Origin of the sequence: Streptomyces sp. MMG1121 (assembly GCF_001280015.1) — a bacterium.
Taxonomy (GTDB): Bacteria; Actinomycetota; Actinomycetes; order Streptomycetales; family Streptomycetaceae; genus Streptomyces.
On the sequence record NZ_LGDV01000243.1, the window covers coordinates 1 to 23,404 of the forward strand.

At 71.5% G+C, this 23,404-nt stretch carries 23 protein-coding genes; 8 read left to right on the forward strand and 15 right to left on the reverse strand.

Annotation, left to right across the window (positions count from 1 at the left end; all coding sequences use genetic code 11):
* Window positions 1-153: 153 nt before the first annotated feature.
* From ADK64_RS37865 to ADK64_RS37915, 11 genes are all read right to left on the reverse strand, one after another.
* Window positions 154-528 carry a DoxX family protein gene (locus ADK64_RS37865; RefSeq protein WP_053666641.1) on the reverse strand — a complete coding sequence of 125 codons (375 nt, stop codon included), beginning with the start codon at window positions 526-528 and terminating at the stop codon, window positions 154-156.
* Window positions 529-659: 131 nt separating this feature from the next.
* Window positions 660-1,274, reverse strand: a complete 615-nt coding sequence (gene wrbA / locus ADK64_RS37870; protein WP_053666642.1) for an NAD(P)H:quinone oxidoreductase — start codon at window positions 1,272-1,274, stop codon at window positions 660-662.
* Window positions 1,275-1,297: 23 nt separating this feature from the next.
* The gene (locus ADK64_RS37875) at window positions 1,298-2,218 is read right to left on the reverse strand and encodes an aromatic prenyltransferase (protein ID WP_063790017.1); all 921 of its coding nucleotides are present in this window, start codon (window positions 2,216-2,218) and stop codon (window positions 1,298-1,300) included.
* A 58-nt stretch (window positions 2,219-2,276) separates the two neighbouring features.
* Complete coding sequence (locus ADK64_RS37880; protein WP_199829823.1) at window positions 2,277-3,752, reverse strand: FAD-dependent monooxygenase; 1,476 nt, start codon at window positions 3,750-3,752, stop codon at window positions 2,277-2,279.
* A 75-nt stretch (window positions 3,753-3,827) separates the two neighbouring features.
* Window positions 3,828-5,030 (reverse strand): acyltransferase family protein, encoded by a 1,203-nt coding sequence (locus ADK64_RS37885; protein WP_063790018.1) that lies wholly within the window; start codon window positions 5,028-5,030, stop codon window positions 3,828-3,830.
* 351 nt (window positions 5,031-5,381) lie between these two features.
* Window positions 5,382-5,864 carry a hypothetical protein gene (locus ADK64_RS37890; protein WP_053666645.1) on the reverse strand — a complete coding sequence of 161 codons (483 nt, stop codon included), beginning with the start codon at window positions 5,862-5,864 and terminating at the stop codon, window positions 5,382-5,384.
* Between the two features lie 135 nt (window positions 5,865-5,999).
* Window positions 6,000-6,914: an aromatic prenyltransferase gene (locus ADK64_RS37895; RefSeq protein WP_053666646.1), complete on the reverse strand. Its 915-nt coding sequence runs from the start codon at window positions 6,912-6,914 to the stop codon at window positions 6,000-6,002.
* A 52-nt stretch (window positions 6,915-6,966) separates the two neighbouring features.
* Window positions 6,967-7,962, reverse strand: a complete 996-nt coding sequence (locus ADK64_RS37900; protein ID WP_053666647.1) for a class I SAM-dependent methyltransferase — start codon at window positions 7,960-7,962, stop codon at window positions 6,967-6,969.
* Window positions 7,963-8,855: 893 nt separating this feature from the next.
* Window positions 8,856-9,050, reverse strand: coding sequence for a ferredoxin (locus tag ADK64_RS37905; protein WP_053666648.1), 195 nt, complete (start codon window positions 9,048-9,050; stop codon window positions 8,856-8,858).
* Between the two features lie 9 nt (window positions 9,051-9,059).
* The gene (locus ADK64_RS37910) at window positions 9,060-10,268 is read right to left on the reverse strand and encodes a cytochrome P450 (RefSeq protein WP_053666649.1); all 1,209 of its coding nucleotides are present in this window, start codon (window positions 10,266-10,268) and stop codon (window positions 9,060-9,062) included.
* A gap of 419 nt (window positions 10,269-10,687) precedes the next feature.
* Window positions 10,688-11,164, reverse strand: coding sequence for a carboxymuconolactone decarboxylase family protein (locus ADK64_RS37915; protein WP_053666650.1), 477 nt, complete (start codon window positions 11,162-11,164; stop codon window positions 10,688-10,690).
* Between the two features lie 238 nt (window positions 11,165-11,402).
* On the opposite strand from ADK64_RS37915, the gene ADK64_RS37920 reads away from it, so the two are divergent.
* The 8 genes from ADK64_RS37920 to ADK64_RS37955 all read left to right on the forward strand — a co-directional run bounded on the left by ADK64_RS37920 (window position 11,403) and on the right by ADK64_RS37955 (window position 19,590).
* Window positions 11,403-12,434, forward strand: coding sequence for a ParB/RepB/Spo0J family partition protein (locus ADK64_RS37920; RefSeq protein ID WP_053666651.1), 1,032 nt, complete (start codon window positions 11,403-11,405; stop codon window positions 12,432-12,434).
* Window positions 12,435-12,555: 121 nt separating this feature from the next.
* Window positions 12,556-13,710: an inositol-3-phosphate synthase gene (locus tag ADK64_RS37925; protein ID WP_053666652.1), complete on the forward strand. Its 1,155-nt coding sequence runs from the start codon at window positions 12,556-12,558 to the stop codon at window positions 13,708-13,710.
* Entirely contained in the window at window positions 13,707-14,669 is a 963-nt protein-coding gene (locus ADK64_RS37930; protein ID WP_053666653.1) for an SCO3242 family prenyltransferase, read from the forward strand. Before ADK64_RS37925 ends, ADK64_RS37930 begins: the two co-directional genes overlap by 4 nt.
* Window positions 14,666-15,559 carry a sugar phosphate isomerase/epimerase family protein gene (locus tag ADK64_RS37935; RefSeq protein ID WP_053666654.1) on the forward strand — a complete coding sequence of 298 codons (894 nt, stop codon included), beginning with the start codon at window positions 14,666-14,668 and terminating at the stop codon, window positions 15,557-15,559. The genes ADK64_RS37930 and ADK64_RS37935 overlap by 4 nt, the downstream gene beginning before the upstream one ends.
* A 10-nt stretch (window positions 15,560-15,569) precedes the next feature.
* A complete protein-coding gene (locus ADK64_RS37940) occupies window positions 15,570-16,190 on the forward strand; it encodes an EboA domain-containing protein (protein ID WP_053666655.1) in 621 nt (206 codons plus the stop codon).
* Window positions 16,190-17,038, forward strand: coding sequence for a TatD family hydrolase (locus ADK64_RS37945; RefSeq protein ID WP_053666656.1), 849 nt, complete (start codon window positions 16,190-16,192; stop codon window positions 17,036-17,038). The genes ADK64_RS37940 and ADK64_RS37945 overlap by 1 nt, the downstream gene beginning before the upstream one ends.
* A gap of 3 nt (window positions 17,039-17,041) precedes the next feature.
* The gene (gene eboE, locus ADK64_RS37950; protein ID WP_053666657.1) at window positions 17,042-18,211 is read left to right on the forward strand and encodes a metabolite traffic protein EboE; all 1,170 of its coding nucleotides are present in this window, start codon (window positions 17,042-17,044) and stop codon (window positions 18,209-18,211) included.
* The gene (locus ADK64_RS37955) at window positions 18,208-19,590 is read left to right on the forward strand and encodes a nucleotide pyrophosphatase/phosphodiesterase family protein (RefSeq protein WP_053666658.1); all 1,383 of its coding nucleotides are present in this window, start codon (window positions 18,208-18,210) and stop codon (window positions 19,588-19,590) included. Before eboE ends, ADK64_RS37955 begins: the two co-directional genes overlap by 4 nt.
* A gap of 26 nt (window positions 19,591-19,616) precedes the next feature.
* Here ADK64_RS37955 and ADK64_RS37960 read toward each other — a convergent pair whose 3' ends face one another.
* From ADK64_RS37960 to ADK64_RS37975, 4 genes are all read right to left on the reverse strand, one after another.
* Complete coding sequence (locus ADK64_RS37960; RefSeq protein WP_053666659.1) at window positions 19,617-20,132, reverse strand: nuclear transport factor 2 family protein; 516 nt, start codon at window positions 20,130-20,132, stop codon at window positions 19,617-19,619.
* 78 nt (window positions 20,133-20,210) lie between these two features.
* Window positions 20,211-21,077 (reverse strand): RNA polymerase sigma-70 factor, encoded by an 867-nt coding sequence (locus ADK64_RS37965; RefSeq protein WP_053666660.1) that lies wholly within the window; start codon window positions 21,075-21,077, stop codon window positions 20,211-20,213.
* 28 nt (window positions 21,078-21,105) lie between these two features.
* On the reverse strand, window positions 21,106-21,672 hold the full coding sequence (locus ADK64_RS37970; protein WP_053666661.1) for a carboxymuconolactone decarboxylase family protein: 567 nt from the start codon (window positions 21,670-21,672) through the stop codon (window positions 21,106-21,108).
* 134 nt (window positions 21,673-21,806) lie between these two features.
* Entirely contained in the window at window positions 21,807-22,916 is a 1,110-nt protein-coding gene (locus ADK64_RS37975; RefSeq protein WP_053666662.1) for a ScyD/ScyE family protein, read from the reverse strand.
* Between the last annotated feature and the right edge of the window lie 488 nt (window positions 22,917-23,404).

Genomic DNA, 23,404 nt, shown 5'->3' on the forward strand with positions numbered 1-23,404 from the left:
TCACGCAGCCGGGCGAGTGTGGCCTGCGGTGTCATGCCTGCTCCTCAGTGTGCTGGGCGAACCGGCGGGCCAGAGCCAGCCGCTGGACCTTCAACGTGGGCAGTGTCGGTTTGTGGGCTGCGGAGCCCTTCACGGGGAGAGCTTCTCCACCGGTCAGAAGGAGTAGGGACCGAAGCGGCCCCACATCACGAAGGCCGCCACGGCGAGCAGGACCACGTTCACCACGATCGGCTGGGCCTCGTGACGACGCACATGGGTGACGGCCGCGCCGACCATCAGCAGGGCCAGGCCGAGGGCGGCCAACGGCACCAGCACCGGCGCGATGCCGAGCGCCCCCGGCAGGATCAGACCCACCCCGGCCAGCATCTCCAGGATGCCGATGGCCTTGACGGGACCGGAGCCGAAGTCCTCGACCCAGCCGAAGCCGCCGGCGGCCAGCTTCTCCGTGGGCTGTGCGACCTTCATGGCGCCGCCGGCCAGGCATGCTGCGCCCAGCACCGCCGCGACGATCCACAGTGCGATGTTCACGCGAGTTCTCCTTGCAGGTTCGGCGGGACCGCGGCCCGCCCTGGGATGCGGCGGACACACCGGCCACCGCGGTGCCGTCCCTGCCGGGCGGCGGGCGGGGCGGCACCGCGGTGTGCGTGGATGACGGACCGTCAGACAGTGGCCGGGCGGCCGGCCTTGAGCGCCGCCGCGGTCTGGACGACGCGCTGGGCCTGGTGGCGGGCCGACTGCAGGGTGTCCTCGCCGGGCGCGCCCTGGCCCGCCACGTGCGACGTCCCGTACGGGTTCCCGGTCTTGAACTGGACGGGGTCGGTGTAGCCCGGGGGCACGATGATGCCGCCCCAGTGGTAGAAGGTGTTGGCCAGTGCCAGGATCGTCGACTCCTGTCCGCCGTGGGCGGTGTTGGAGGCGGTGAACGCCGAGCACACCTTGCCCGCGAGCTTGCCCTGGGCCCACAGCGGACCGGTCGTCTCGATGAACGCCCTGAGCTGGCTGGCCGGGTTGCCGAACCGGGTCGGGGTGCCGAACAGGACGGCGTCGGCCCAGCCCAGGTCCTCAAGGGTGGCCTCGGTGACGTCGGCGCTGTCCTCGATGTGCTTGGCCCAGGCCGGGTTGGTGGCCACGGCCTCCGGCGGGGCCAGTTCGCGGACCTTGCGCAGCCGCACGGTCGCGCCGGCCTTCTCCGCGCCCTCGGCGCAGGCCTTCGCCAGGGTGTGCACGTTGCCGGTCGCGCTGTAGTAGATGATGGCGACGTTCACGGAATCCATGATCGGTTTCTCTCTCTCACTCGCTACTTGGCGGCGTGCGGCCGGACGTCGTCGGACACCAGCAGTACGTTCTCCACCCGCGACTGCCACTTGTAGTACGACTGGAGCTTGTGGTACTCGCCCTTGGGCGACGAGGTGATCGCGTAGACGAACTGACGGTCGTCGGTGCTGTAGGGCGCGTTCTTCACGTAGTGCTCGATCTTCGGTTCGATGCGCACGGGCAGCGTCGTCGGATCCGGCGTCATGGCCGCGATGGTGATCCGCTCGACCTTCGGGGAATCCCAGGTCAGGGTGGCGTATATGCCGAACGCCCGGGTGCCGAGCCGGATCAGCCGGTCACTCGGCGCGGGCAGTCCGGCGTCCCGGAGGATCGACGTGATGCCCTCGGCCCGGAAGTTCTCCTCGGGGGCCGCGCCGAAGTACAGGTTCACCGACCTGCTCGGGTAGTCGATACCGACCAGGCTCACCTTGTCGGCGAGCCCGTACCGGGTGAAGAAGTCGAGGTTCCCGGCGACGGCGGCCGGCAGCGACTCCAGCCTGACCAGATCGGACAGCGACTGGAGGGCATCGGTCGGGAAGAAGGACCACGTCTTCTTGAACCCGCCGACGACTCCGAAGTCGATACCGCTGCTTTCGACGGGGAACTCGCGGTGCAGTTCCTCCAGCAGGCTCCCGACGGGATGGTCCGTCTTCACGGTCAGCCCGTTCGACAGCGCGACCGCGTACGGGTCCATGCTCTTGGGAAGCATGGTGAAGCGGCAGTCGAAATCCTTGGCGTTGCGCTCGCCTGTCGCCACCCGGAAGGCCACCACGGCTTGCGCGAGCGCATCCCCGTACGCGGTCAGGATCGGCCAGACCTTGTCGCGTGCACAGGTGATGCCCGCCAGTCGGGATGATTCCTCGATGACAGAGTAGAGACCTGCCACCTCATTGTTGTTCGACATACATCCTCACGTTCGATTGACGGGCGCACCTTTGACGGGGCGTGAGGTCCTGGGGCGCCTAGGCAAGGTCCGGGGTGCCGAACCAGCGGTGCAGGGCGGCGGAGAGGCCGGCCGGGTCGTCGCCCGCGAAGGCGATGTAGCCGTCGGGGCGGACCAGCAGCGCGGCCACCCCGTCGAAGGCTCCGTCGGACGCCAGCGTGCCGGTGACGGTGGTGACCCGGTCCTTCCAGCCTGCCGCGGCGGCCCGCAGCTCGGGCGTGTCCGAGAGGTCGAGCAGCACGCCGAGGGCCGGGTGCAGCAGCTCGGGGGTCTGCACCGGGCCGCCCACGGCGTGCAGGGTGCGCGGGGGCAGCCGGCGGCCGACGAGCGGGTGGCCCTCGGGGTCGATGTCGTAGCGGATGTCGACGTGGCTGACCATGCCGGCCAGGTGCCGCTTCACGTCGTCGAGGGCGATCAGTTCGGCGTACAGGTCGCGCAGGCCCTGCGACTCGTCGCCGCCGAAGATGGACATGGCCTGGGCGCGGGTGTTCGCCAGCAGCCGTGCTCCCACCGGGTGGCGCTCGCTGTGGTAGGTGTCCAGCAGCTCTTCGGGCGCCCAGCCGCGGACGGTGGCGGCGAGCTTCCAGCCGAGGTTGGCCGCGTCCTGGACGCCCGCGCTCATGCCCTGGCCGCCGACGGGCAGGTGGATGTGGGCGGCGTCCCCGGCGAGCAGCACCCGGCCCCGGCGGTACTCGGCGGCCTGGCGGGTGGCGTCGGTGAAGGAGCTGACCCACAGGGGAGTGCCGCCCGAGATGTCCTCGCCGGTCACCCGCAGCCAGGCCGCGGCGATCTCCGCGTACTCGGGCGTCTCGTTGTGGTTCTCCGCCGAGGCGGCGTACTCGGTCATGATGACGCGGTCCACGTCGCCGCCGGGGAAGACCTGCACGAGGCCGCCCGGCAGCCGCTCGCCGAAGGGCCGCGCACGGACGCCGGAGCCGCAGACGTCGGCGAGGTGCATCACCTGGGTGCCGGAGGTGCCGGGGAAGTCGATCCCGGCCGCCTTGCGCACCGCGCTGTGCGCGCCGTCGGCGCCCACCACGAACAGGGCGCGCAGTTCTTCCCGCTCACCGCCGGGGGTGGCCACGGTCACCGTGACCCCGTCCTCGTCCTGCTCCAGGCCGAGGAAGGACCGGCCGCGGCGGATGTCCGCGCCCAGTTCACCGGCCCACGCCTCAAGGACCGCCTCCGACTGGGACTGCGGGATGCCGCGGGCGCCGAAGTTCGCGTCCTCGAGGACCGTGTAGTCGAACGGGATGCCGCCGAAGTGGCCCATCGGCATGGTCTCGACGGTGCCGAAGCGGGGGACGAGGCCACGCTGGTCGAACGACTCCAGGGCGCGGGTGGTGAAGCCGAGGGCACGCGACTGGCCGGTGGGCCGCTCCAGCGCCTCGGCGACGATGACGTCCGCACCGCCGAGGCGCAGCTCCCCAGCCAGCATCAGACCGGTGGGACCGGCTCCGACGACGATGACGTCGGTGTCCACATTCCTGGCCATGTCAATCCTTTCCTCACGCGAGCCGACGCGTTGTCACGTTGTGGTGTTCGAAAGGGGGTTGCGGGAGTTCTGAGCTCAGGCGGCCTTGCCGACCGGCACGGATTCCGTGCTGCGGGGGGCGGCCTGCGAGGGCCGCTTCCTGCTGCGGCTCCAGCGCCGCATCACGGGCATCTCCACCAGGCGGTACAGCAGCCAGCCGGCCAGCAGGTTCGCCAGGAACAGCGCGATCAGCAGCCCCAGGGCGGGCACGACGCCGTAGGTCCGGGCGTCCAGGACGCGGGGCCGGCCCCAGAACATGACGACGCCCTGGACGACGTAGAAGGCGAACGACACGTTGCCCAGCCACACCATGGGCCGGCTGGCGAGCCAGCCGCCCTCGCCCCGTACGTCCTTCGCGGCCGCGGCGCAGATGAGCATGCCGAACGGGATGATCGTGCCTACGTAGAACCGGTACGGGTACGGCAGCGCGAACGTGAGCCAGTAGCCCGCGCCGAAGGCGACTGCCGAGGCCACCAGACCGATCCGCGGCCACAGGCCGGCGGCGACGATCCGGGCCAGGACCATGCCGAGACCGAACTCGAACAGGCGCATGGGCGGGAAGCCGTAGCTGAACCACAGCTGGTTCATCCACAGGTGGTACATCGGTATCCGGACGCCGCCGGAGACGAACAGCTGCGTCACGACCGGGACGCCTACCACACAGGCGACCATCCCGCCGGCCCACAGCCACAGCCTGCTCTCCGGGATCCGCCGCAGCAGCATGAGCAGCAGGGGGAAGAGGGCGTAGGCGAACACCTCCACGCACAGCGACCAGGCCGGGAGGTTGACGCTTGAGATGACCTCGGGCTGGTTGCTCCAGGTGTGCACCAGGAAGAGGTTCGGCAGCCAGGCGTGCATCGGGGTGGAGGAGGCGAACAGCCACATCGCGATGACGAAGACCACGATGTGGTTGGGGTAGATCTTCAGGGCACGGCGCCGCCAGAACGCCGTGGCCCGTTCCCCGGGCTTCGTCGACCAGGCCAGGACGAAACCGCTGAGCACGAAGAAGAACGACACCGCGACATATCCGGGCCCGAAGACGTCGGACAGCCCCTTGGCGATGCGGTGGTTGGCGAAGAGGTTGAGCGGCGCGTCCGGCCGGTTGGGACCGGAGAGCAGCGAGGCATGGGAGAAGAACACGAGCATGGCCGCCACCCACCTCAGACCGGTGAGCGACGGGAGCGCGGCCGGGCGCCCTGGTGGACCGCTGCTGGTTGCTGCGCCGGTTCTGTCTGCCATGGTCGTACTGCCTTTCGATCAAGGATGCGGTCGGCTGGGTGGTGGGCGTGCGGCGAGTGCGGCGGAGAACGACCTGGCTCGCGCCAACCCGGGGGAGCGCAGGGGGCACGCCACGTGCGTGCACGTCCGTGGCAGCAAGTGCGCGAGAGGCGTGAGTGAGAGGTGAGGGCGAGAAGAATCCGGTGCCGCACCGGGCTTGGCCCGGCCCCGCCTGGTGAACGGCGGCTGTGGCACTCGACCCGCTGACGCCTGCTCGGTACGAGTTTCAGGCAGGGGTGACGCACGGGAATGGTGACACGCGTGCCGTGCGCCACCAAGAGCCGCTCGAAGTGACGCGGACCACTGTCGCCGCTAGCCGACCAAGTAGCGCTGGATCGTGGGGCCGATGAGGTCGACGAGCTCGTCGGTCGAGGCGGACGCGAGCGGTTCGAGCTTCAGGATGTAGCGCAGGATGACCATGCCCCACACCTGTGACTGGGCCGCGTTGATGTTCACCGGCGGCACCTTGAGGAGGTCTGCCACCTCGGCGATGTCGAGCGTCTGGGCCAGCCCGAGGGCCTTGCCCAACTGGCTGAAGATCTGGGAGGACTGGGCGGACATGAAGTCGCGCATGCGTTCCGCGCCCGCCTCTTCGGTGATCGCGGCCCGCACGTCCGCGAGCAGTTGCACCCTCGCCCGGGGATCCTCCCACTGCTTCAGCGACGCACGGAGCAGGCCCTCGGCCAGTTGCTCCCGCTGCCCGGTGATCGACTCCGCTCCGGCCCGGGCGAGTGCGTCCCCGAGCGTGCTCATGGCGGTCGAACCGGCTGCGGCGCTGATGGATCCGGTCGTCATGGTCCCTCCGGTGATGGCATGCGTGGTCTCGTGAACGGAACCGTCCGTTACGGCCATGGTGGACATGCCGTCTGGAGGCCCGCTTGAGCCGGGACCCCGCTTTCCCGTGTCCGGGAAAGCGGAGGCCGCCGGGGATCAGACCTGCTGCCCGGTGAGCTTCTTCAGCAACGTGCGCATCAGCGGCGAAAGCGCGGTGTACGGCCCCAGATTCATGTATCGCTCCTCGCGGGTCCATTTGACGGCCGCGATCACGATGGGCTCTCCGTCGTAACGGCGCCGGGAGTTCCTGACGAACTTCTCGACCTCCGGCTCGATCCGTACGGGAAGTGCCGAGGGATCCCAGTCGCGGGTCGGCGCCAGGGCGTAGCAGATCCGCTCGATCCGCGCGGAGTCCCAGCCGAGCGTGACGTACACCCTGAACGACCTCCGGGCGAATTCCAGCATCCTCCCCTCCGGTTCGCTCAGACCGATCGCGCGCTGCAGCGACAGGACGTTGTGCGACTCGCCGAATTCCCCGGGGAGTTCGGCGAAGTACAGATTGACCGTCCTGCGCTGGTAGTCGATCCCGATCATCGCCACCTCGTTCAGGTGGTGGCGTGCGAAGAGATCCGCGTTCTCGGCCAGGGCGGGCGGTATGGACGGCAGCTTCGCCAGCTGCGACACGCTCTGCAGGTGGAAGGGGAAGTGCGCGTAGATCTTGCTGAAGCCGCTCTGGGTCCCGCCGTCCACGAAGTACTCGCTGACGGGGACATGCGCCCGGATGTCGCCGAGGAGGCCGGCGACGGGGTGGTCCGTCTTCTCGACGAGGCCGTGTGCCAGCGCGACGGCGTGGGGGTCGCCGCCCTGCACGGGTATCGCGATGGTGTAGTCGAGCTCTGCCGGCGGGTGCTCGCCGGTCGACACGCTCAGTACGACCCCGGCGTCCGGGAGAGCGTCCTGGTACGCGGTCAGGACCGGCAGGACCTTCTCAGGTGAGCAGGGCGCCCCCACCAGCCGGGCCGATTCCGCGATGGCCGCATAGGCGTCCTCGGTCTCGGTGGTTTCGGACACGAGTCCTCCAACTCTTGTCGGTTCCTCCTGGCTGTGGTGCGAAACCGTGCCGCTAGCGGGCGACGACCAAGGTGGCGGGCGGCGCGGAGTGGAACGCGACGTCCTCGAAGCCGGCCTTGCGGAGCCAGCCGTCGTAGTCGGAGCGCCGCCAGGTCCCTCCCTGGTTGCTCTTGAGCAGCATTTCCGAGGCGAACAGCAGCGGGAACGCCGGACCGCTGCGGTCGTCCTCGACAACGTAGTCACAGACCACCAGGGCGCCGCCGGGTTTGAGGGCCCTGCGCAGCCTGGAGAAGACCTCGATGTTCTCCTCCGCCCCCTCCTGGTGGGCGATGTGGGAGTACAGCGCGATGTCGTAGACCGCCTCGCCGAAGTCGGTGGTGTGGAAGTCACCGTCGAGGCAGGTGAACCGGTCGGCCAGGCCGCGCTCTGCCAGCAGCCGGCGGGCGATGTCGTTGATCGGCTGCCAGTCGAGCTGGGTCGAGCGGGCCTTGGGGTTGGCCTCCAGCCAGACCGCCGAGTAGATACCCGAGCCGCCGCCCACGTCGAGGATCGAGACCTCGCCGGCCTCGGGCAGCCGCAGCACCTCGGCGGCGACGGTCGCCGCGGGCACCGACTGCGCGGCGATGGCCGGGACGACAAGCTCCCAGTGGGGGTTGTCGGCCACCTCCGTCGTGGGATGCTTCACCGGGCCCCCGGCGCGCACCACCTCGGGCAGGTCGGCCAAGGAGCCCATGTGGGTCAGCTTGAGCTGGGCGAAGCTGGTCAGGCAGGCGGGCCTGCCCTCGACCAGGTACGCGGACGCCTCTGCGGTGTTGCGGTAGGCGCCGTCGCGCAGCTCGACCAGACCCACGCTGACGAGTCCGTCGAGCAGGGTCTGGGCGCCCCGCTCGGAGATCTTGGCACGGGCGGCGAGCCGCGCTGCTGTGTCCGCGCCGTTGTCGAGGTGGGTGAAGACGGAGTGGGCGGCGGCCGCACCGATGAGGCCGGTGGCCCAGTAGCCGTTGATGAGCCGCAGTATTCCGTCCGGGGTTGGCTGTTCGCTCGTCATGCTGCCCTTTCTGGGGCCTGAGTGGACATGGGTTCGGCGTGTAGGGGTGTGGCGAGAGTGCGCTGGAGGAGATCCCGCAGTCGATTCCCTGAGCGCGCAGGTCGGTGACGGCTCCCGCCCGGTCCACGCCCGGGTCCGGTGTCACCGTGCGGGACTGCCCGGCGCAGCGCGCGAAGCAGCGCTCGTGGAGGGGGGCGGGAAGCACGGGAAGAGCGTGCGCGCCGGTTCGTCGTCCTGGGGGAAGAAAGAGCCGGGCCGCATCGGGAGGCGAAAGCGGTCGGGCTGACGGACCGTCGGATGAGACACCCAACTCCCCGGCCCTGCACAGTTTTCGGGCAGGCGTGGCTTGCTCCGATAGTGACACGGGGGCGCCACCGCGCCAAGAGTGGCAGAAAGTGACGTAGGTCACGCGAGGATGGAGGGTGTGCGGATCGGCGAGTCCGGCGTGCCGGCTCAGTCGCAGGTCCGCGTCCAGCTCGAAGACCGGGCATGACCAGGATGGCCGCGGACGCCTTCCTCGCAGCCGTCGACGCGACGGCGCAGCCGGGGGCGGCTGACGCCCGATCACGTCCGCGGCCCGCCGGCCGCCGTCCACGGGCTCATCGAGGACCTGGCCGCACCTCATGGCGCTCGCCGAAACCCTCGACCCGCCGCAGGAGCATGTGGACGGCGTTCCCCTCGCCAAGGGCGGCCAGGCGGCCGGACTCTACGCGTTCCCGGGCGCCCAGTCCGAGCGGGACGTGCGGTGCACACCGGCTCTCTCACCTCTCGCACTCCCGGAGCACGCGCCGAGCCCGACGGTGTCGTCGGGCCAGCCGGAACCAACCGTGCGGTGGGGGCCGCCCGCACGTCGGCAGTACGGCCCCCGCGTGCCGGTTCCGGAACGCTCCTCGCTACTCGTCACCGACGGCGATTGCCTGCACGGGGCAGGCCCGTACGGCTTCACGCACCAGCGGCTCGCCGGCGCCGTCCTCCCTCCCGGGCAGGATCTCGCTCAAGCCGTCGTCGTCCTGGGTGAAGACACCCGGCACGGTCAGGGCGCACATCCCCGCGCCCACGCACCGGTCCTTGTCGATCTGGATCCGCACGCTTGTCTCCTACCATCTGACGGGGAGCTGGAGCATCCCCTGGAGCGTGGTGCCCGGTTTGAACGGGATCTCCGACACGGGCGCGGCGAGCTTCAACCCCGGCAGCCGGTCGAACAGGGTGCGCAGCGCGATCTCGATCTCGGCGCGGGCGAGGTTCTGTCCCAGGCACTGGTGCATGCCGAAGCCGAACGCGAGGTGGTGCCGGTCGGGGCGGTGCCAGTCCAGCTCGTCGGGCGCGCTGTAGGCCGCGGTGTCCCGGTTGATCAGGGACGTCGACATCACGACACCGTCGTTGGCGCGGATCGTCTGTCCGGCGTACTCGATGTCCTGGGTCGCCACCCGCATGCCGCCCTCGGCGACGGCACAGAAGCGCAGCAGTTCCTCCACGGCGGCCGGCATCAGCTCCGGGTCCGCGCGCAGTTCGGCGAGCCGGTCCGGGTGCTCCAGCAGCGTGAACGCGCCAAGGGAGATCATGTTGGTGGTGGTCTCATGGCCCGCGACGACCAGCAGGGCCGCCAACGCCATCAGCTCGTCGGGCCGGATGGCCCCTTCGGCCAGCGGCTGGTGGATGAGCTCGTCGAGCAGCGCGTCGCCGGGCTCGCGCTGCTTGCGCTCGATCAACGCGCCCAGATAGGCGTCGAGTTGCTCCCCGCCCCGCTGGGTGTCCTCGACGGTCGGGCCGGCTATCAGCCGCCGCGACTGCTCCTCGAAGAACTCGTGGTCGGCGTACGGCACACCGAGCATGAGACACATCACCTGCGAGGACACCGGCAGCGCGAACGCGCTCACCAGCTCGGCGGGCGGCCCCTGGGCGATGATGTCGTCGATGAGTGCGTCGACGATCTCCTGGATCTTCGGGCGCAGGGCGGAGACGCGCTTGGCCGTGAAGGTGGGGATCACCGTCCGCCGCAGTGTCTTGTGCTCGGGGTCGTCCATGCCCAGGAGGGACAGCCGGCGCCCGCGAACACGGTTCTTGAAGCCCTCGGTGGGCGAGGGGAACGCCTCGTTGTCCTGGTCGGCGGACAGGCGCGGGTCGCCGAGCAGATCCCGGGCCGCAGCGATCCCGGTGACGAGCCACACCGCGCGGCCGTCGTAGAGCCTGACCCGGGTCAGCGGCCGGGCGGCGCGCAGCGGGTCGTACCCGGCCGGCGGGTGGTAGGGACACGTACGGTCCTGGGGGAAGGAGACGAGGGGGTGCTTCACCGCTTCTTCCGTCATGGATGCCTCGCAACTGTAGGAACAGGTGAACCGAGTCAGGCGGCCCGCTGACGGCCAGGCCCGTGGGCAGAGCGCGTTCGACCGGCGTCACTATAGGCACGCCGCCCGACCAGGCCATATGGTGTGCAACCGCGGAGACCCCGCCCTTGCACACCCGTCGACGGCAGCGGAGGCAGGCTGGTGCAGGCAGATCCGGGACCGGCCCGCCGTGACGCACGCCCGGGCGTCCACCGGCCCTCGACACGGCCTCGAGCCCATCTGGACCCGCCGCACCCCGTACCGCACATGACGACGCGCCCCGGCGCACACATCACCCCGCCCTCCGGCCGCACATCACCCCGCCCCGTGCCACACGCGACAGCGTCCCGGGCACCGGTGAGCGGTGCACGGGACGTGGGCGGGCGCCGGGCGGGCGTCGGTCAGCCGAAGTCGCCGGGCGTGTAGCTGCCGCCGGGCGTGCGGTTGAGGACGCCGAAGCGGTTGGAGGAGTTGATGAAGGCGATGAAGCACATCAGCGCCGACAGCTGCTCCTCGTCGAAGTGCTTTTCGGCGTCGGCCCAGGCCTCGTCGGTGATGCCGCCGGCGCCGTCGGCGATGCGGGTGCCCTGCTCCGTCAGCTCCAGCGCGGCGCGCTCCGCGTCGGTGAAGACGGTGGACTCCCGCCAGGCCGCGACCAGGTTGACGCGCGTCGCGGACTGCCCGGCATGTGCGAGGTCCTTGGAGTGCGCGTCCGTGCAGTAGCCGCAGCCGTTGATCTGGCTGGCCCGCAGCATCACCAGGTCCTGAATCGTCTTCGGCAGCGACGACTCCTTGATGAGGGTCCTGCTCGCCGAGGCGAAGTACTTCAGGGACTTGGCGATGACGGGGCTGTTGTAGAGGTTCAGACGCGGTTCCATGATGAACTCCTTGCCGCTGGCCGGGGTGTACGTCTCAGTGGGTACGTCACTGAGACACCGCGAACCAGTGCACTGTGACATGGCCCGGTACCGGGGCGCCGGTCGGCAAGCCTCGTCCTCAAGACGGGCTCGAGCCGCCTTCCAGACCCGCTTGTGGCTCGTTGACACTGTTCTGGCCCACCGCCTCCAATGTCGCTGTCGGAAATTGGTCCCTTGCGCATCGCGTCAGGAGGTGCACGTGTCTCAGGCCGAGCAGTTGACATACCCGGCGGTCGATCCCGACGCGATCGAGTCATCGGCCCTGTGGATCGCCTCGCACCCCGTCACCCGCGTACGGATCGACTCGCTCGTCCTGGACGACTCCCCTCGGCTGGCCGGGGAGGACCAGGCCCATGTGCGGGCGCTCGCCGAGGCCGGGGACTGTCTGCCTCCCATCGTGGTGCACCGCCCCACCCTGCGGGTCATCGACGGCGCCCACCGCGTCCGTGCGGCCCAGGTCAACGGCCGTTCGGAGATCGCCGCACGGCTGCTGGACTGCGACCGGGCCGCGGCCTTCGTACTGGCGGTGCGGGCCAACGTCACCCACGGTATGCCGCTGTCCCGCGCCGACCGCACGGCCGCGGCGGCCCGGATCGTCCGTGCCTACCCGCGCTGGTCGGACCGTGCGGTCGCGGCCGCCGCCGGACTCTCCGACAAGACCGTCTCCCGCATCCGCGTGTGCTCGGGCGCCGGGGACAGCACACCGTGCGAAACGAGACTCGGCCGGGACGGCCGGGTACGGCCCCTCGACAGCGCTCAGCGCCGGCGCCACGCCGCCGCGATCCTCCTCGACCTGCCCCACGCCGGACTGCGCGAGGTCGCCCGCGCCACCGGCCTGTCACCCGCCACGGTGCGCGACGTACGACGCCGCATCGACCGCGGCGAGGACCCCGTCCCGGTCCGTTACCGCGCTCCTGGGCCCGTGGCCGGCGACCCCACCGCGAACCGGCCGCGCCCGCCCGCCGCCCCCGCACGTGCCGAACGCAGCGCCGTCCCCGTGGACCGGCACAAACTGCTCGCACGGCTCGGCGAGGACCCCTCGCTGCGGCTCAACGAAGCCGGCCGGCGCGCCCTGCGCTGGCTGCACCACTACTCCGTCGACGGCGGTGACACCGAGACGCTGCACCGCGGACTGCCCGGCCACTGGTCCCCCGAGGTCGCCGATCTGGCCCGCAGTTGCGCGGCCGTCTGGAGCGAGCTGGCCGCACAGCTCCAGCAGCGCACGTTGTAGCGCCCAGACCGGCACGCCGTACGGACAGGCCGCAAGCCGCCCCCAGCTCAGGGACCACCCCTTCCCCCCTCTGCCCCGCTCGACCCGCTCGTCAGAACCGACGCACTTCAGGAGGCCTTCCGTGTCCGAACATGACGAGACGTCCGGTACCCGCCCCGGACCCGAGAGCGGGCCCGGCACCGGCGTGTGGTTCATCGGAGCCCGCGGCTCCGTCGCCACGACCGCGGTCGCCGGGTGCGCCGCGCTCGCCGCGGGGCTGCACCCGCCGACGGGCATGGTCACCGAGACCGAGGCCTTCACCGGCGCCCGCCTGCCCGCCCTGTCCGGCCTCGTCTTCGGCGGCCACGACACCGTCGACTGGCCGCTGCCCAAGCGCGCCGAGGCACTCACCGAACAGGGCGTCCTGCCGCACGGCCTCGGCCAGGCGGTGCACCACGAACTCGCCGCCGCCGACCGGGAGATACGCACCGGCGGACCGCTGGCCGGAGACCGGCGCAGCGACGAGGAGCTGATCGCCGCTTTCGCCGCCGACATCGAGGACTTCACCCGCCGCCGGGCGCTCGCCCGGACCGTCGTCGTGAACGTCGCCTCCACCGAGCCCGCCCCGGCCGCGGGCGACCCCCGGCTGCCGGCCAGCTCCCTGTACGCGGCGGCCGCCCTGCGCGCGGGCTGCGCGTACGTGAACTTCACCCCGTCGACCGGTGTGCGCCACCCGGCCCTGGAGGAGCCGGCCCGGTCCGCGGGCGTGCCCTACGCGGGCCGGGACGGCAAGACCGGGCAGACCCTGCTGCGGGCGGTGCTCGCGCCCATGTTCCGCCAGCGCGCCCTGACCGTACGGGCCTGGTCCGGCACCAATCTGCTCGGCGGCGGAGACGGGGCGGCGCTCGCCGACTCCGCCGCGGCGGCAGCGAAGAACGCGGGCAAGAACCGGGTCCTTCAGGACACCCTCGGAGTGCTGCCCGAGGGTGAGGTGCACATCGACGACGTACCCGCGCTCGGCGAGTGGAAGACCGCCTGGGACCACGTCGCCTTCGAGGGCTTCCTCGGCGCGGGCATGATCCTCCAGACCATCTGGCAGGGCTGCGACTCGGCGCTCGCCGCGCCGCTCGTGCTCGACCTGGCCCGGCTCGCCGCCCGCGCCCACGAGGCGGGGATCACCGGGAGCCTTCCGGAGCTGGGCTTCTACTTCAAGGATCCGGACGGCGGCTCCGCGGCGCTCGCCGAGCAGTACGACGTGCTCCTGGGCTTCGCCGCCCGCCTGGGGGCGGCACGGTGAGCACCGCCCGCGACTGGGCCGAACTCCTCCGGGTCTCCGCCCTGTTCACCGTTCCCGGCGACGCGCTCGCCGGGGCCGCGGCGAGCGGGCTGCGCCCGGGCGCCCGCACCGCCCTGGCGGCCGGCACCTCGCTGTGCCTGTACACGGCCGGCATGGCGCTCAACGACTGGGCGGACCGGGAGGAGGACGCCGCCGAGCGCCCGCACCGCCCCCTGCCCTCGGGCCGTATCGCCCCCGCTCACGCGCTGACGGCGGCGGCCGCGCTGACGGCCACCGGGATCGGCCTCGCGCTCGTCGCGGGCCGCTCCGCCGCGCTCACCGCCACCGCCCTCGCCGGCACTGTCTGGGCGTACGACCTGCGGCTGAAGCACACGCCCGGCGGCCCGGCGGCGATGGCCGCCGCCCGCGGCCTCGACCTGCTCCTCGGGGCGGTGGCCACCGCCGGCTCCCGTGCCGGTGACCGGGACGCGGCCGTCGCCGACGGCACGGCCCGGGCGGTGCGCCGCGCACTGCCGTCCGCCGCCGCGCTCGGCGCCCACACCTATGCGGTCACCGCCGTCTCCCGCCACGAGACCCAGGGCGGGGCGCCGGGCAGGGCACTCGCCGCGCTCGGCGCGACCGCCGCCCTCGGCCTGCTGACCGGCGCCGTACGGGGCAGCGACGGCCCGCGCACCGGACAGCGCCGGAGCAGGCCGCTCAGGTCGCTCGGCACGCCCCACGACCTTGCCCGGACCGCGTGCGCGGGCGCCTACGTGGCAACGGCGGCGCGGCCCTACCTGCATGCCGCGCTGAACCCGTCACCGCCCCTGACCCAGAAGGCCGTGGGCGGCGGCATCCGCGCGATGATCCCGCTGCAGGCGGCCCTCGCGGCACGCTCCGGTGCGCTCGCCCCGGCCGGGCTGCTCACCGCACTGGTGCCCGTGGCCCGCCGAGCGGCCCGGAAGGTGAGCCCCACATGAGCATCCGCCTCGGCTACGGCACGAACGGCCTGACCGACCTGCGGCTCGACGACGCACTCGGCATACTGGCCGAACTCGGCTACGACGGCGTCGGCCTGACCCTCGACCACATGCACCTCGACCCGCTCGGCCCGCATCTCGCCGCCCGCGTGGCCCGGATCGCCGGCCGGCTCGACGCGCTCGGCCTGTCCGTCACCGTGGAGACCGGCGCCCGCTATGTGCTCGACCCCCGCCGCAAGCACGCCCCGACCCTGATCGAACCGGAGCCGGAGGGGCGGGCGGCGCGGACCGAGTTCCTGGTCACCGCGGTGCGGGTGGCCGCGGACCTCGGCGCCCACGCGGTGCACTGCTTCAGCGGAGTCCGGTCCGTCGTCACCAGCGAGGACACCGCCTGGGACCTGCTCGGCGACTCCCTCGGCCCGGTCCTCGACGCCGCTGAACGGGCCGGCGTCCCGCTCGCCATCGAGCCTGAGCCCGGTCACCTCCTGGACTCGCTCGCCGGCTTCCACCGGCTGCGCGCACAGCTCGGCCACCACCCGCTGCTCGGCCTCACCCTCGACATCGGGCACTGCCAGTGCCTGGAGCCGCTGCCGCCGGCCGACTGCGTCAGCGCCGCGGCTCCCTGGCTGCGGCACGTGCAGATCGAGGACATGCGGCGCGGTGTGCACGAACACCTGCCCCTCGGCGAGGGCGAGATCGACTTCCCGGCCGTGCTCGCCGCGCTCGACGCCACCGGCTACCAGGGGCTGACCGTCGTCGAGCTGCCCCGCCACTCGCACGCCGGCCCGCGACTCGCCCGCTCCTCCATGGAGTTCCTGCGCGCCCAGCTCACCGCGCTGCCCCGCGCCGCCTCCTCGCCCACCGCCGCCTTCGCGGCGCCGTCCGCGTAGGGAAACCCGTATGCCCATCACCCGAGAGGAACTGCCGGCCCGCCTCGGTCCCGAGAGCGCCGCATGGATCGACGCCGCGCTCGCCGACGCGCACGACGCCGCCCGCCCCGGCCCGGACGCCCCGCCGCGCCGGGGCATCGCGGCGTGGGAGCGGCGGTTCGCGGCGGCCGGCCGGGAGTGCGGCTCACCAGAGGCGGCGGAGGCCGTCCGCGTCCTCCTGCTGCACACCGCCCGCCCCGACGCGGCCACCGTGACCCGGCTCTACGAGCGGGGCACCGCCGCCGAACGCCGCGCCGTCCTGCTGGCCCTGCCGCATCTGCCTCTCGCCCCGCACGAGGCTGTCCCGCTGCTCGAGGACGCGCTGCGCACCAACGACACCCGGCTGGTCGCCGCGGCCGTAGAGACCGGTGCCGCCGCCCATCTGGACGCCCACGCCTGGCGCCACGCCGTCCTCAAGTGCCTGTTCACCGCAGTGCCGCTGGCCGTCGTCGCAGGCCTTGCGGACCGGGCCCGCGCGGACGCCGAACTCGCCCGCATGCTGCGGGACTTCGCCGCGGAACGTACCGCCGCGGGGCGGCCCGTCCCCGAGGACCTCTCCCACGTACTCGCCCTGACCGCCAAGGAAGCCTGATGCGCATCTTCGACCCGCACATCCACATGACCTCGCGCACCACCGACGACTACCAGGCGATGTACGCGGCAGGAGTGCGAGCGCTGGTCGAGCCCTCCTTCTGGCTCGGTCAGCCGCGCACCTCGCCGCAGAGCTTCCTCGACTACTTCGACGCGCTGCTCGGCTGGGAGCCCTACCGGGCCGCGCAGTACGGGATCGCACACCACTGCACCATCGCCCTCAACCCCAAGGAGGCGAACGACCCGCGCTGTGTGCCCGTCCTTGACGAGCTGCCGCGCTATCTGGTCAAGGACGGCGTGGTCGCGGTCGGGGAGATCGGGTACGACTCGATGACGGCGGCCGAGGACACCGCACTGGCCGCGCAGCTCGAACTCGCCGCCGAGCACGGCCTGCCCGCCCTGGTGCACACCCCGCACCGCGACAAGCTGACGGGCCTGCGCCGCACCCTCGACGTGGTCACCGAGTCGAAACTGCCCGTCGAACACGTCCTGGTCGACCACCTCAACGAGACCACGGTCGAGGAGGCCAAGGACTCGGGTGCCTGGCTCGGCTTCTCCGTCTACCCGGACACCAAGATGGACCCCCACCGCATGGTCGCCGTGCTGAAGGAGTACGGACCGGAGCGGGTCCTGGTCAACTCGGCCGCGGACTGGGGAAAGAGCGACCCGCTCAACACCCGCAGGGTCGGTGAGGCGATGCTCGCCGCGGGATTCGGCGAGGACGACGTGGACCGGGTGCTGTGGCGCAACCCCGTCACGTTCTACGGGCAGAGCGGCCGGCTGGTCCTGGAACCCGCCAAGCCGCAGGAGCTGCACGAGGGCAACTCCATACTGCGCGGGGGCGAATGAACCGTGCGCTTCCTGCACCCCGACGGCACGACCGTACACCTCGCCTACTGCACCAACGTCCATCCGGCCGAGACCCTCGACGGTGTCGTCGCCCAGCTCTCCGCCCACTGCGGACCGGTCCGCCGCCGCCTGGGCGTCGAGCGCCTGGGCATAGGACTGTGGCTGGCCCGCGACGCGGTGCGTGTCCTGAACGCCGAGCCGGCCGCGCTGCGTCGGCTGCGCACCGAGCTGGACCGGTGCGGCCTGGAGGTGGTCACCCTCAACGGCTTCCCCTACCAGGGCTTCGGCGCCGAGCAGGTCAAGTACCGCGTCTACCGGCCCGACTGGACCGACCCGCGGCGCCTGGAGCACACCGCCGACCTGGCGCGACTGCTCGCCCGGCTGCTGCCGCCCGACGTCACCGAGGGCACCGTCTCCACGCTGCCGCTGGCCTGGCGCACCGGCTTCGACGAGGCCGCGGCCGCCTCGGCGCACACGGCGCTGACCGAACTGGCCCGCCGTCTGGACCGGCTGGAGCAGGAATCGGGCCGCTCGATCCGGCTGGCCCTGGAGCCGGAGCCCGGCTGCGCGGTGGAGACCACCACCGACGCGCTCGCCCCGCTCACCGCCCTGCCCGGCCACCGCATCGGCCTGTGCCTGGACACCTGTCACCTCGCGACCAGCTTCGAGGAGCCCCGGACGGCACTCGCGAACCTGGCACGGGCGGGCGTCCCGGTGCCCAAGGTGCAGCTCTCCGCGGCCCTGCACGCACAGGACCCGCGCGACCCGGCGGTCCGTGCGGCGCTCGCCGCCTTCGACGAGCCGCGTTTCCTGCACCAGACCCGGGCCCGGGCGGACGGGGTCCTGCACGGCACCGACGACCTCGGCCAGGCGCTGAGCGGGAACGCGCTGCCGGACACCGTGCCCTGGCGGGCCCACTTCCACGTACCGCTGCACCAGCCGCCCGCCCCGCCGCTCACCTCCACGCTCGGCGTGCTGCGCGAGACGCTCGCCGCGCTGGTCGGCGGGCCCACCGCGGTCAGCCGCCACTTCGAGGTCGAGACCTACACCTGGCAGGCCCTGCCCGTGGCGGCGCGTCCGGCCACCGACGCCCAGCTCGCCGACGGCATTGCCGCCGAACTCGGCCTGGCCCGCGACCTGTTGACCGACCTCGGACTCAAGGAACAGCCGTGACGACGTCCCCGACGCCCCTTCTCGTGCTGGACGTGGTGGGCCTGACCCCCGCGCTCCTGGACCACATGCCCCGGCTGAAGGCCCTCGCCGGCCACGGCTCGCGCGCCGGACTCGGCACCGTGCTGCCCGCCGTCACCTGCGCCGCCCAGTCCACCTTCCTGACCGGCACGATGCCCGCCGAGCACGGCGTCGTCGGCAACGGCTGGTACTTCCGCGACCTCGGCGAGATCCTCCTGTGGCGCCAGCACAACGGGCTCGTCGAGGGCGACAAGGTCTGGGACGCGGCCCGCCGGCTGCACCCCGGCTACACGGTCGCCAACGTCTGCTGGTGGTACGCGATGGGCGCGGACACCGACTTCACCGTCACCCCGCGCCCGGTCTACTACGCCGACGGCCGCAAGGAACCCGACTGCTACACCCGGCCGCCCGGGCTGCACGACGAACTCACCGCGAAACTCGGTACGTTCCCGCTGTTCAGCTACTGGGGCCCCACGGCCGGCCTGGTGTCCAGCGAGTGGATCATCGACGCGACCCGGCATCTGAACCGCACCCGGCACCCCGACCTGACGCTGTGCTACGTACCGCACCTCGACTACGACCTCCAGCGGTTCGGCCCGACGGACCCGCGGTCTCTGAAGGCCGCCGCCGACCTCGACGCCGTGCTCGCCCCGCTGCTCGACGACGCCGACGCCGAGGGACGCACCGTCGTCGTCCTGTCCGAGTACGGCATCACCCCGGTCAGCAGGCCCGTCGACATCAACCGGGCGCTGCGCCGTGCCGGTTACCTCGAGGTGCACACCCAGGACGGCATGGAGTACCTGGACACCACCGCCTCCCGCGCCTTCGCGGTGGCCGACCACCAGATCGCGCATGTGTATGTGCGCCGGCCCGAGGACCTGGCCGGTGTCCGGGAGGTGCTGGAGGGCCTCGACGGGATCGATGCGGTCCTTGCCGACGCGGACAAGAAGGAATACGGCCTGGACCACCCGCGCGCCGGCGAGTTCGTCGCGGTCGCCGAGCCGGACGCCTGGTTCACGTACTACTACTGGCTCGACGACACCTGCGCCCCCGACTTCGCGCGGCTCGTGGAGATCCACCGCAAGCCCGGCTACGACCCCGCCGAACTGTTCATGGACCCCGACGACCCGTATGTGAAGGTCAAGGCGGCCAAGGCGCTGGCCCGCAAGAAGCTCGGCATGCGCTACCGGATGGCCGTCGTCCCGCTCGACCCCTCCCCGGTGCGCGGCAGCCACGGCAGGCTGCCGGACCGGCCCGAGGACGGACCGGTCCTGCTGTGCTCCCGTCCGGGCGAGGTCTCGGGGACCCTCGCCGCCACGGAGGTGAAGGCGCTGCTGCTGCGGCTGGCGGGGATCGCCTGAGCCTTTCCGCGGGCCGGCGGCGCCGCTCAGATCAGGTTTTCGAGCGCGGCCGTCAGACTGTCGATGCGCCAGCCGCCGTCGGCCTCGCGGCGCAGGTGGAAGCGGTAGGCGCCGGAGATGGCGAGGGAGGAGTGGGCGTGGCCGATACGTAACTGGAGCATGTAGGCGTGCGCCGTGGCCTCGTCGCCGGACAGCTCGATCACGTGGTTGGTGAACAGGTGACGGCGCTGGTCGCCCTGCTTCGGCCACAGGTCGGCCTCTTGCGCCGCGATGTTCTCGGCCCCGTGCTTGGCGGGGATCTCGATCTCGCCCATGATGGTGCCGCGCCAGGTGGCGTCGGCGGTGAAGCACTCGGCGAGCGCGGCCTGGTCGTGTTCGTCGTAGGCCCAGCCGTAGCGCGCGATGCGCTCGGCGATCAGCAGACGGTCGGCGGCGGAGCCGGCATCGGTGGCGGCGGAACCGCCGTACGCGGCGAAGCCGAGCAGCCCCGCGGCGGTGGCCCAGCCGGGCGCCGGACGGGGGACGGGAAGGCCGGTTTCCATGATCACTCCCTTGCAATGCGTGGGTCCGGGCGGTTCGCAACCGCCCGGACCACTCATGACATCTGCCGTACGACCCAACTACCGGGCGAGATCGGCCAGTTCGTCGAGGCGCGTCAGCTTGTGCGGGTTGCGCACCACATAGATCCGCGTGACCCGCCCATCCTCCACCTCGAGACTCACCGCGGCCGGAGTGCCGTCGAACTCGATCCGGCCCGCGGGCGCGCCGTTGAGCCATACCGTCGTGGTCTCCAGCGCGTCCACCACCCGGTTGGCGCGGGCGAGGATCGGCGCCACCGCGTCGGCTCCGTGGATCGGCTCCAGAGCGGCGGCGACCAGGCCGCCCCCGTCGGTGACCAGGACGACGTCCGGTGCCATGACCTCCAGCAGTTCCTGGAGCTTCCCGGTGCGCAACGCCGTGAGGAACCGCTCCACCACGGCCTGCTTCTCCGACCGGCTGACCTGCACCCGCGGCCGCCGGGCCGCCACGTGCTCGCGTGCCCGGCGAGCGATCTGCCGTACCGCGACCTGGGACTTCCCGATGGCCTCGGCGATCTCCCCGTACGGCATGTCGAACACCTCGCGGAGCACGAACACCGCCCGCTCGGTCGGCCCGAGCGTCTCCAGCACGGTCAGCACCGCGATCGAGACGCTCTCCGCGAGTTCGACGTCCTCGGCGACGTCGGGGCTGGTCAGCAGCGGTTCCGGCAGCCACTCGCCCACGTAGTCCTCGCGGCTGCGCGACAGGCTGCGCAGCCGGTTGAGGGACTGCCGGGTGACGGCCCGGACGAGATACGCCCGGGGCTCACGCACCTGGGACCGGTCGACGTCGGCCCACCGCAGCCAGGTCTCCTGGAGCACGTCCTCCGCGTCGGCGGCGGAGCCGAGCATCTCGTAGGCGACGGTGAACAGCAGGCTGCGGTGGACGACGAACGGATCATCGGTCATGAGGTCATGAGTCTCACGAATCATGCCGTCAGGCAACAGCGGTCTGGGAACGCTTGGCCAGCGGGATCTCGCAGGCCTCGGAGTAGCCCTGCGAGGTGATCCCGTGCGCCGTGTTGACCCGGGTGGACAGGTTGGCGAAACCGATGAACACGGTGAGCTCGACCAGCCCCGCCGGGCCGAGCTGCTTGAGCAGGCTCGCCGACAGCTCGTCGGTGACGGTCGTCGGCGTGTTCGTCATGGCCTCGGCGTACTCCATCACCTCACGCTCCAGCGGGGTGAACACATCGGAGTTCCGCCAGTTCGGCACCTGGCTCGCCTTTTCCATGTCGAGGTTCTGGTTCAGCGCGGCGAAGTAGTTGATGTCCAGGCACCAGCTGCAACCGACCTGGGCCGCGACGGCCATGTGCGCGAAGGTCTTCAGGCCCTCGTCGGCCGCGTCCCACGCGGCGATCTTCGCCGAGAACTCCAGGTTGGAGGTGGCGACGGCGGGGTTGTTGAAGCTCACCTCGACGGGCTCGGGAACGGCCCCGAGCTGCTTGACCAGCGCTTCCTTCATCTCGGCGGGGAGCTCGGCCTTCGGGACACGCACTGCCATGGTGTTCTCCTTATCCTGCGGCCTTCTCAGTGGCCTTCTCAGTGGCCTGCCGGCCTGTTTGGCATATAGACACCGCCGGGCGCACGGATGTGACATCCACCGCCGTACGCCCGGCGGCCTCCGGTCGAACCGGATCAGGAAGCCGGGAACTTCAGCAGCTCGCCGGTGCTGCCCTGGGTGTTGCTGGTGACATAGACGTCACCGTTCGAGGTGACGGCCAGGCCCGCGGGCGCCACCAGAGGAGTGGTGGTCTGGATCGCGGTGACGGCGCCCGTCGAGGTGCTGATCCGGTTCAGGGCCCCGGGCCCCGGGTTGCTGGACGTACCGGTGCCGTACGACAGGGCGATCAGGTCGTTGCTGTGCGGGTCCAGGGCGAGGCCGAGGACGTCCGTCAGGCCCGTGGCGATGACGGTCGGCTGGCTGCCGGGGACGTAGCGCCAGATACGGCTCTTGCCCTGCTCCATGCCGCTCATGTCGGCGATGTAGAAGGCGCCGTCGTGGCCGCGCACGATACCGGTCGGCACCGCCTGCAGCTGCCCGACCGGGGTCTGCGGGTCGGAGGTGGCCGGGTTGGCCGAGATGTTGTTGGGGAAGAGGAACTCGGTCGAGGTGGTGCCGTCCGCGTGGACCCGGATCAGGTCGTTGGCACCGGCGTCGGTGACCAGGAAGTCCTTGCCGTCCTTGGCGAACTCCCAGGGGTTGGAGAAGGGGCCGCCGGTGATGCCGTCCGCGGCGTCGGGGTTGTGCTCGAGCTCGTGCTCGGCCAGGTCACCGAGGACCTTGCCCTTGGACGTGCTGAGCGAGCCGAGCGGCTCGCTGCCCGCACCGAGAGCCGCACGGTCCGCCGGCGCACCGCTCAGGCCGTAGCTCACCTGGAAGGTGCCGTCACCGGCGTAGTCGGCCTGGACCGCTCCGGCGACGCGGGTGAGCACGCTGGTGCCGTAGTCCTGGTTGATCTGCTCGGAGGGCAGGCCCGTGACGACACGGCCCTTCGAGGAGCCGGCCACACGGTAGAGGGAGCCGGTGAAGCCGAGGCAACTGTTGCGCTGGTTGGCCGGCGGCGGCGGGCACGTGGCCAGGGTCGTACCGGCCTCCGCCACCACGAGCGAGCCGTCGGGCTGGACCCGGACGCCACGCGGGTTGTGCAGGTTGCTCGCCACGACCACGGCGTTCGGGGCGATGGTGGGCTTGTGCCCGGTGGACGCGGCCTGGCTCGGTATCGCGGTCGCCGTGACGGTGCCCACGACTGCTATTGCCAAAAAGGCCCCAGTCCAAGACTTTCTTGTACCAGACATGACTCTCCTCAACTTGACACTCCCCCGTTGTCTGGGGTGAATGGAACCGGCGTCACCATAGACGCGGAGGCTGTCCACAACACGGTGTGCGACACCGGAAGTTCCGCGTTTGCACCGGCCGCGCGGGCACCCACCGGCCCCGCTACGACACCGCGAGCAGGTCAGGGCGCACACGGAAGAGAGAATTCGGCAACGAAATGGTCGAGCAATTCTCTAGCAAGTCTCAGCCCCGGCTCAGCGCCGGTTCGACCAAGGGGGGTGTGGTGAATTCCGCCGCCCCCGAACCTGCGTAAGGAGCTGAAGGTTCGGGCAGCGGAACTGGACAGAGAAATCTCCGTCACCCTGCGCTGACTTTGCGAGCCGGTGGTTCTCGGTGGTGGGGCTGGTGTGGTGGTGTGGCGGAGAGGGCAGGATTCGAACCTGCGTGGACCGCGTGG

Bases quoted from the DNA above. Each gene is read 5' to 3' on its own strand.
- ADK64_RS37910 (WP_053666649.1), bottom strand. From the start codon at position 10,268: ATGACGGAAGAAGCGGTGAAGCACCCCCTCGTCTCCTTCCCCCAGGAC.
- ADK64_RS37900 (WP_053666647.1), bottom strand. From the start codon at position 7,962: ATGACGAGCGAACAGCCAACCCCGGACGGAATACTGCGGCTCATCAAC.
- ADK64_RS37875 (WP_063790017.1), bottom strand. From the start codon at position 2,218: ATGTCGAACAACAATGAGGTGGCAGGTCTCTACTCTGTCATCGAGGAA.
- ADK64_RS37935 (WP_053666654.1), top strand. From the start codon at position 14,666: ATGAGCATCCGCCTCGGCTACGGCACGAACGGCCTGACCGACCTGCGG.
- ADK64_RS37970 (WP_053666661.1), bottom strand. From the start codon at position 21,672: ATGGCAGTGCGTGTCCCGAAGGCCGAGCTCCCCGCCGAGATGAAGGAA.
- ADK64_RS37965 (WP_053666660.1), bottom strand. From the start codon at position 21,077: ATGACCGATGATCCGTTCGTCGTCCACCGCAGCCTGCTGTTCACCGTC.
- ADK64_RS37885 (WP_063790018.1), bottom strand. From the start codon at position 5,030: ATGGCAGACAGAACCGGCGCAGCAACCAGCAGCGGTCCACCAGGGCGC.
- ADK64_RS37940 (WP_053666655.1), top strand. From the start codon at position 15,570: ATGCCCATCACCCGAGAGGAACTGCCGGCCCGCCTCGGTCCCGAGAGC.
- ADK64_RS37960 (WP_053666659.1), bottom strand. From the start codon at position 20,132: ATGGAAACCGGCCTTCCCGTCCCCCGTCCGGCGCCCGGCTGGGCCACC.
- wrbA (WP_053666642.1), bottom strand. From the start codon at position 1,274: ATGGATTCCGTGAACGTCGCCATCATCTACTACAGCGCGACCGGCAAC.
- ADK64_RS37880 (WP_199829823.1), bottom strand. From the start codon at position 3,752: ATGGCCAGGAATGTGGACACCGACGTCATCGTCGTCGGAGCCGGTCCC.
- ADK64_RS37945 (WP_053666656.1), top strand. From the start codon at position 16,190: ATGCGCATCTTCGACCCGCACATCCACATGACCTCGCGCACCACCGAC.
- ADK64_RS37915 (WP_053666650.1), bottom strand. From the start codon at position 11,164: ATGGAACCGCGTCTGAACCTCTACAACAGCCCCGTCATCGCCAAGTCC.
- ADK64_RS37890 (WP_053666645.1), bottom strand. From the start codon at position 5,864: ATGACGACCGGATCCATCAGCGCCGCAGCCGGTTCGACCGCCATGAGC.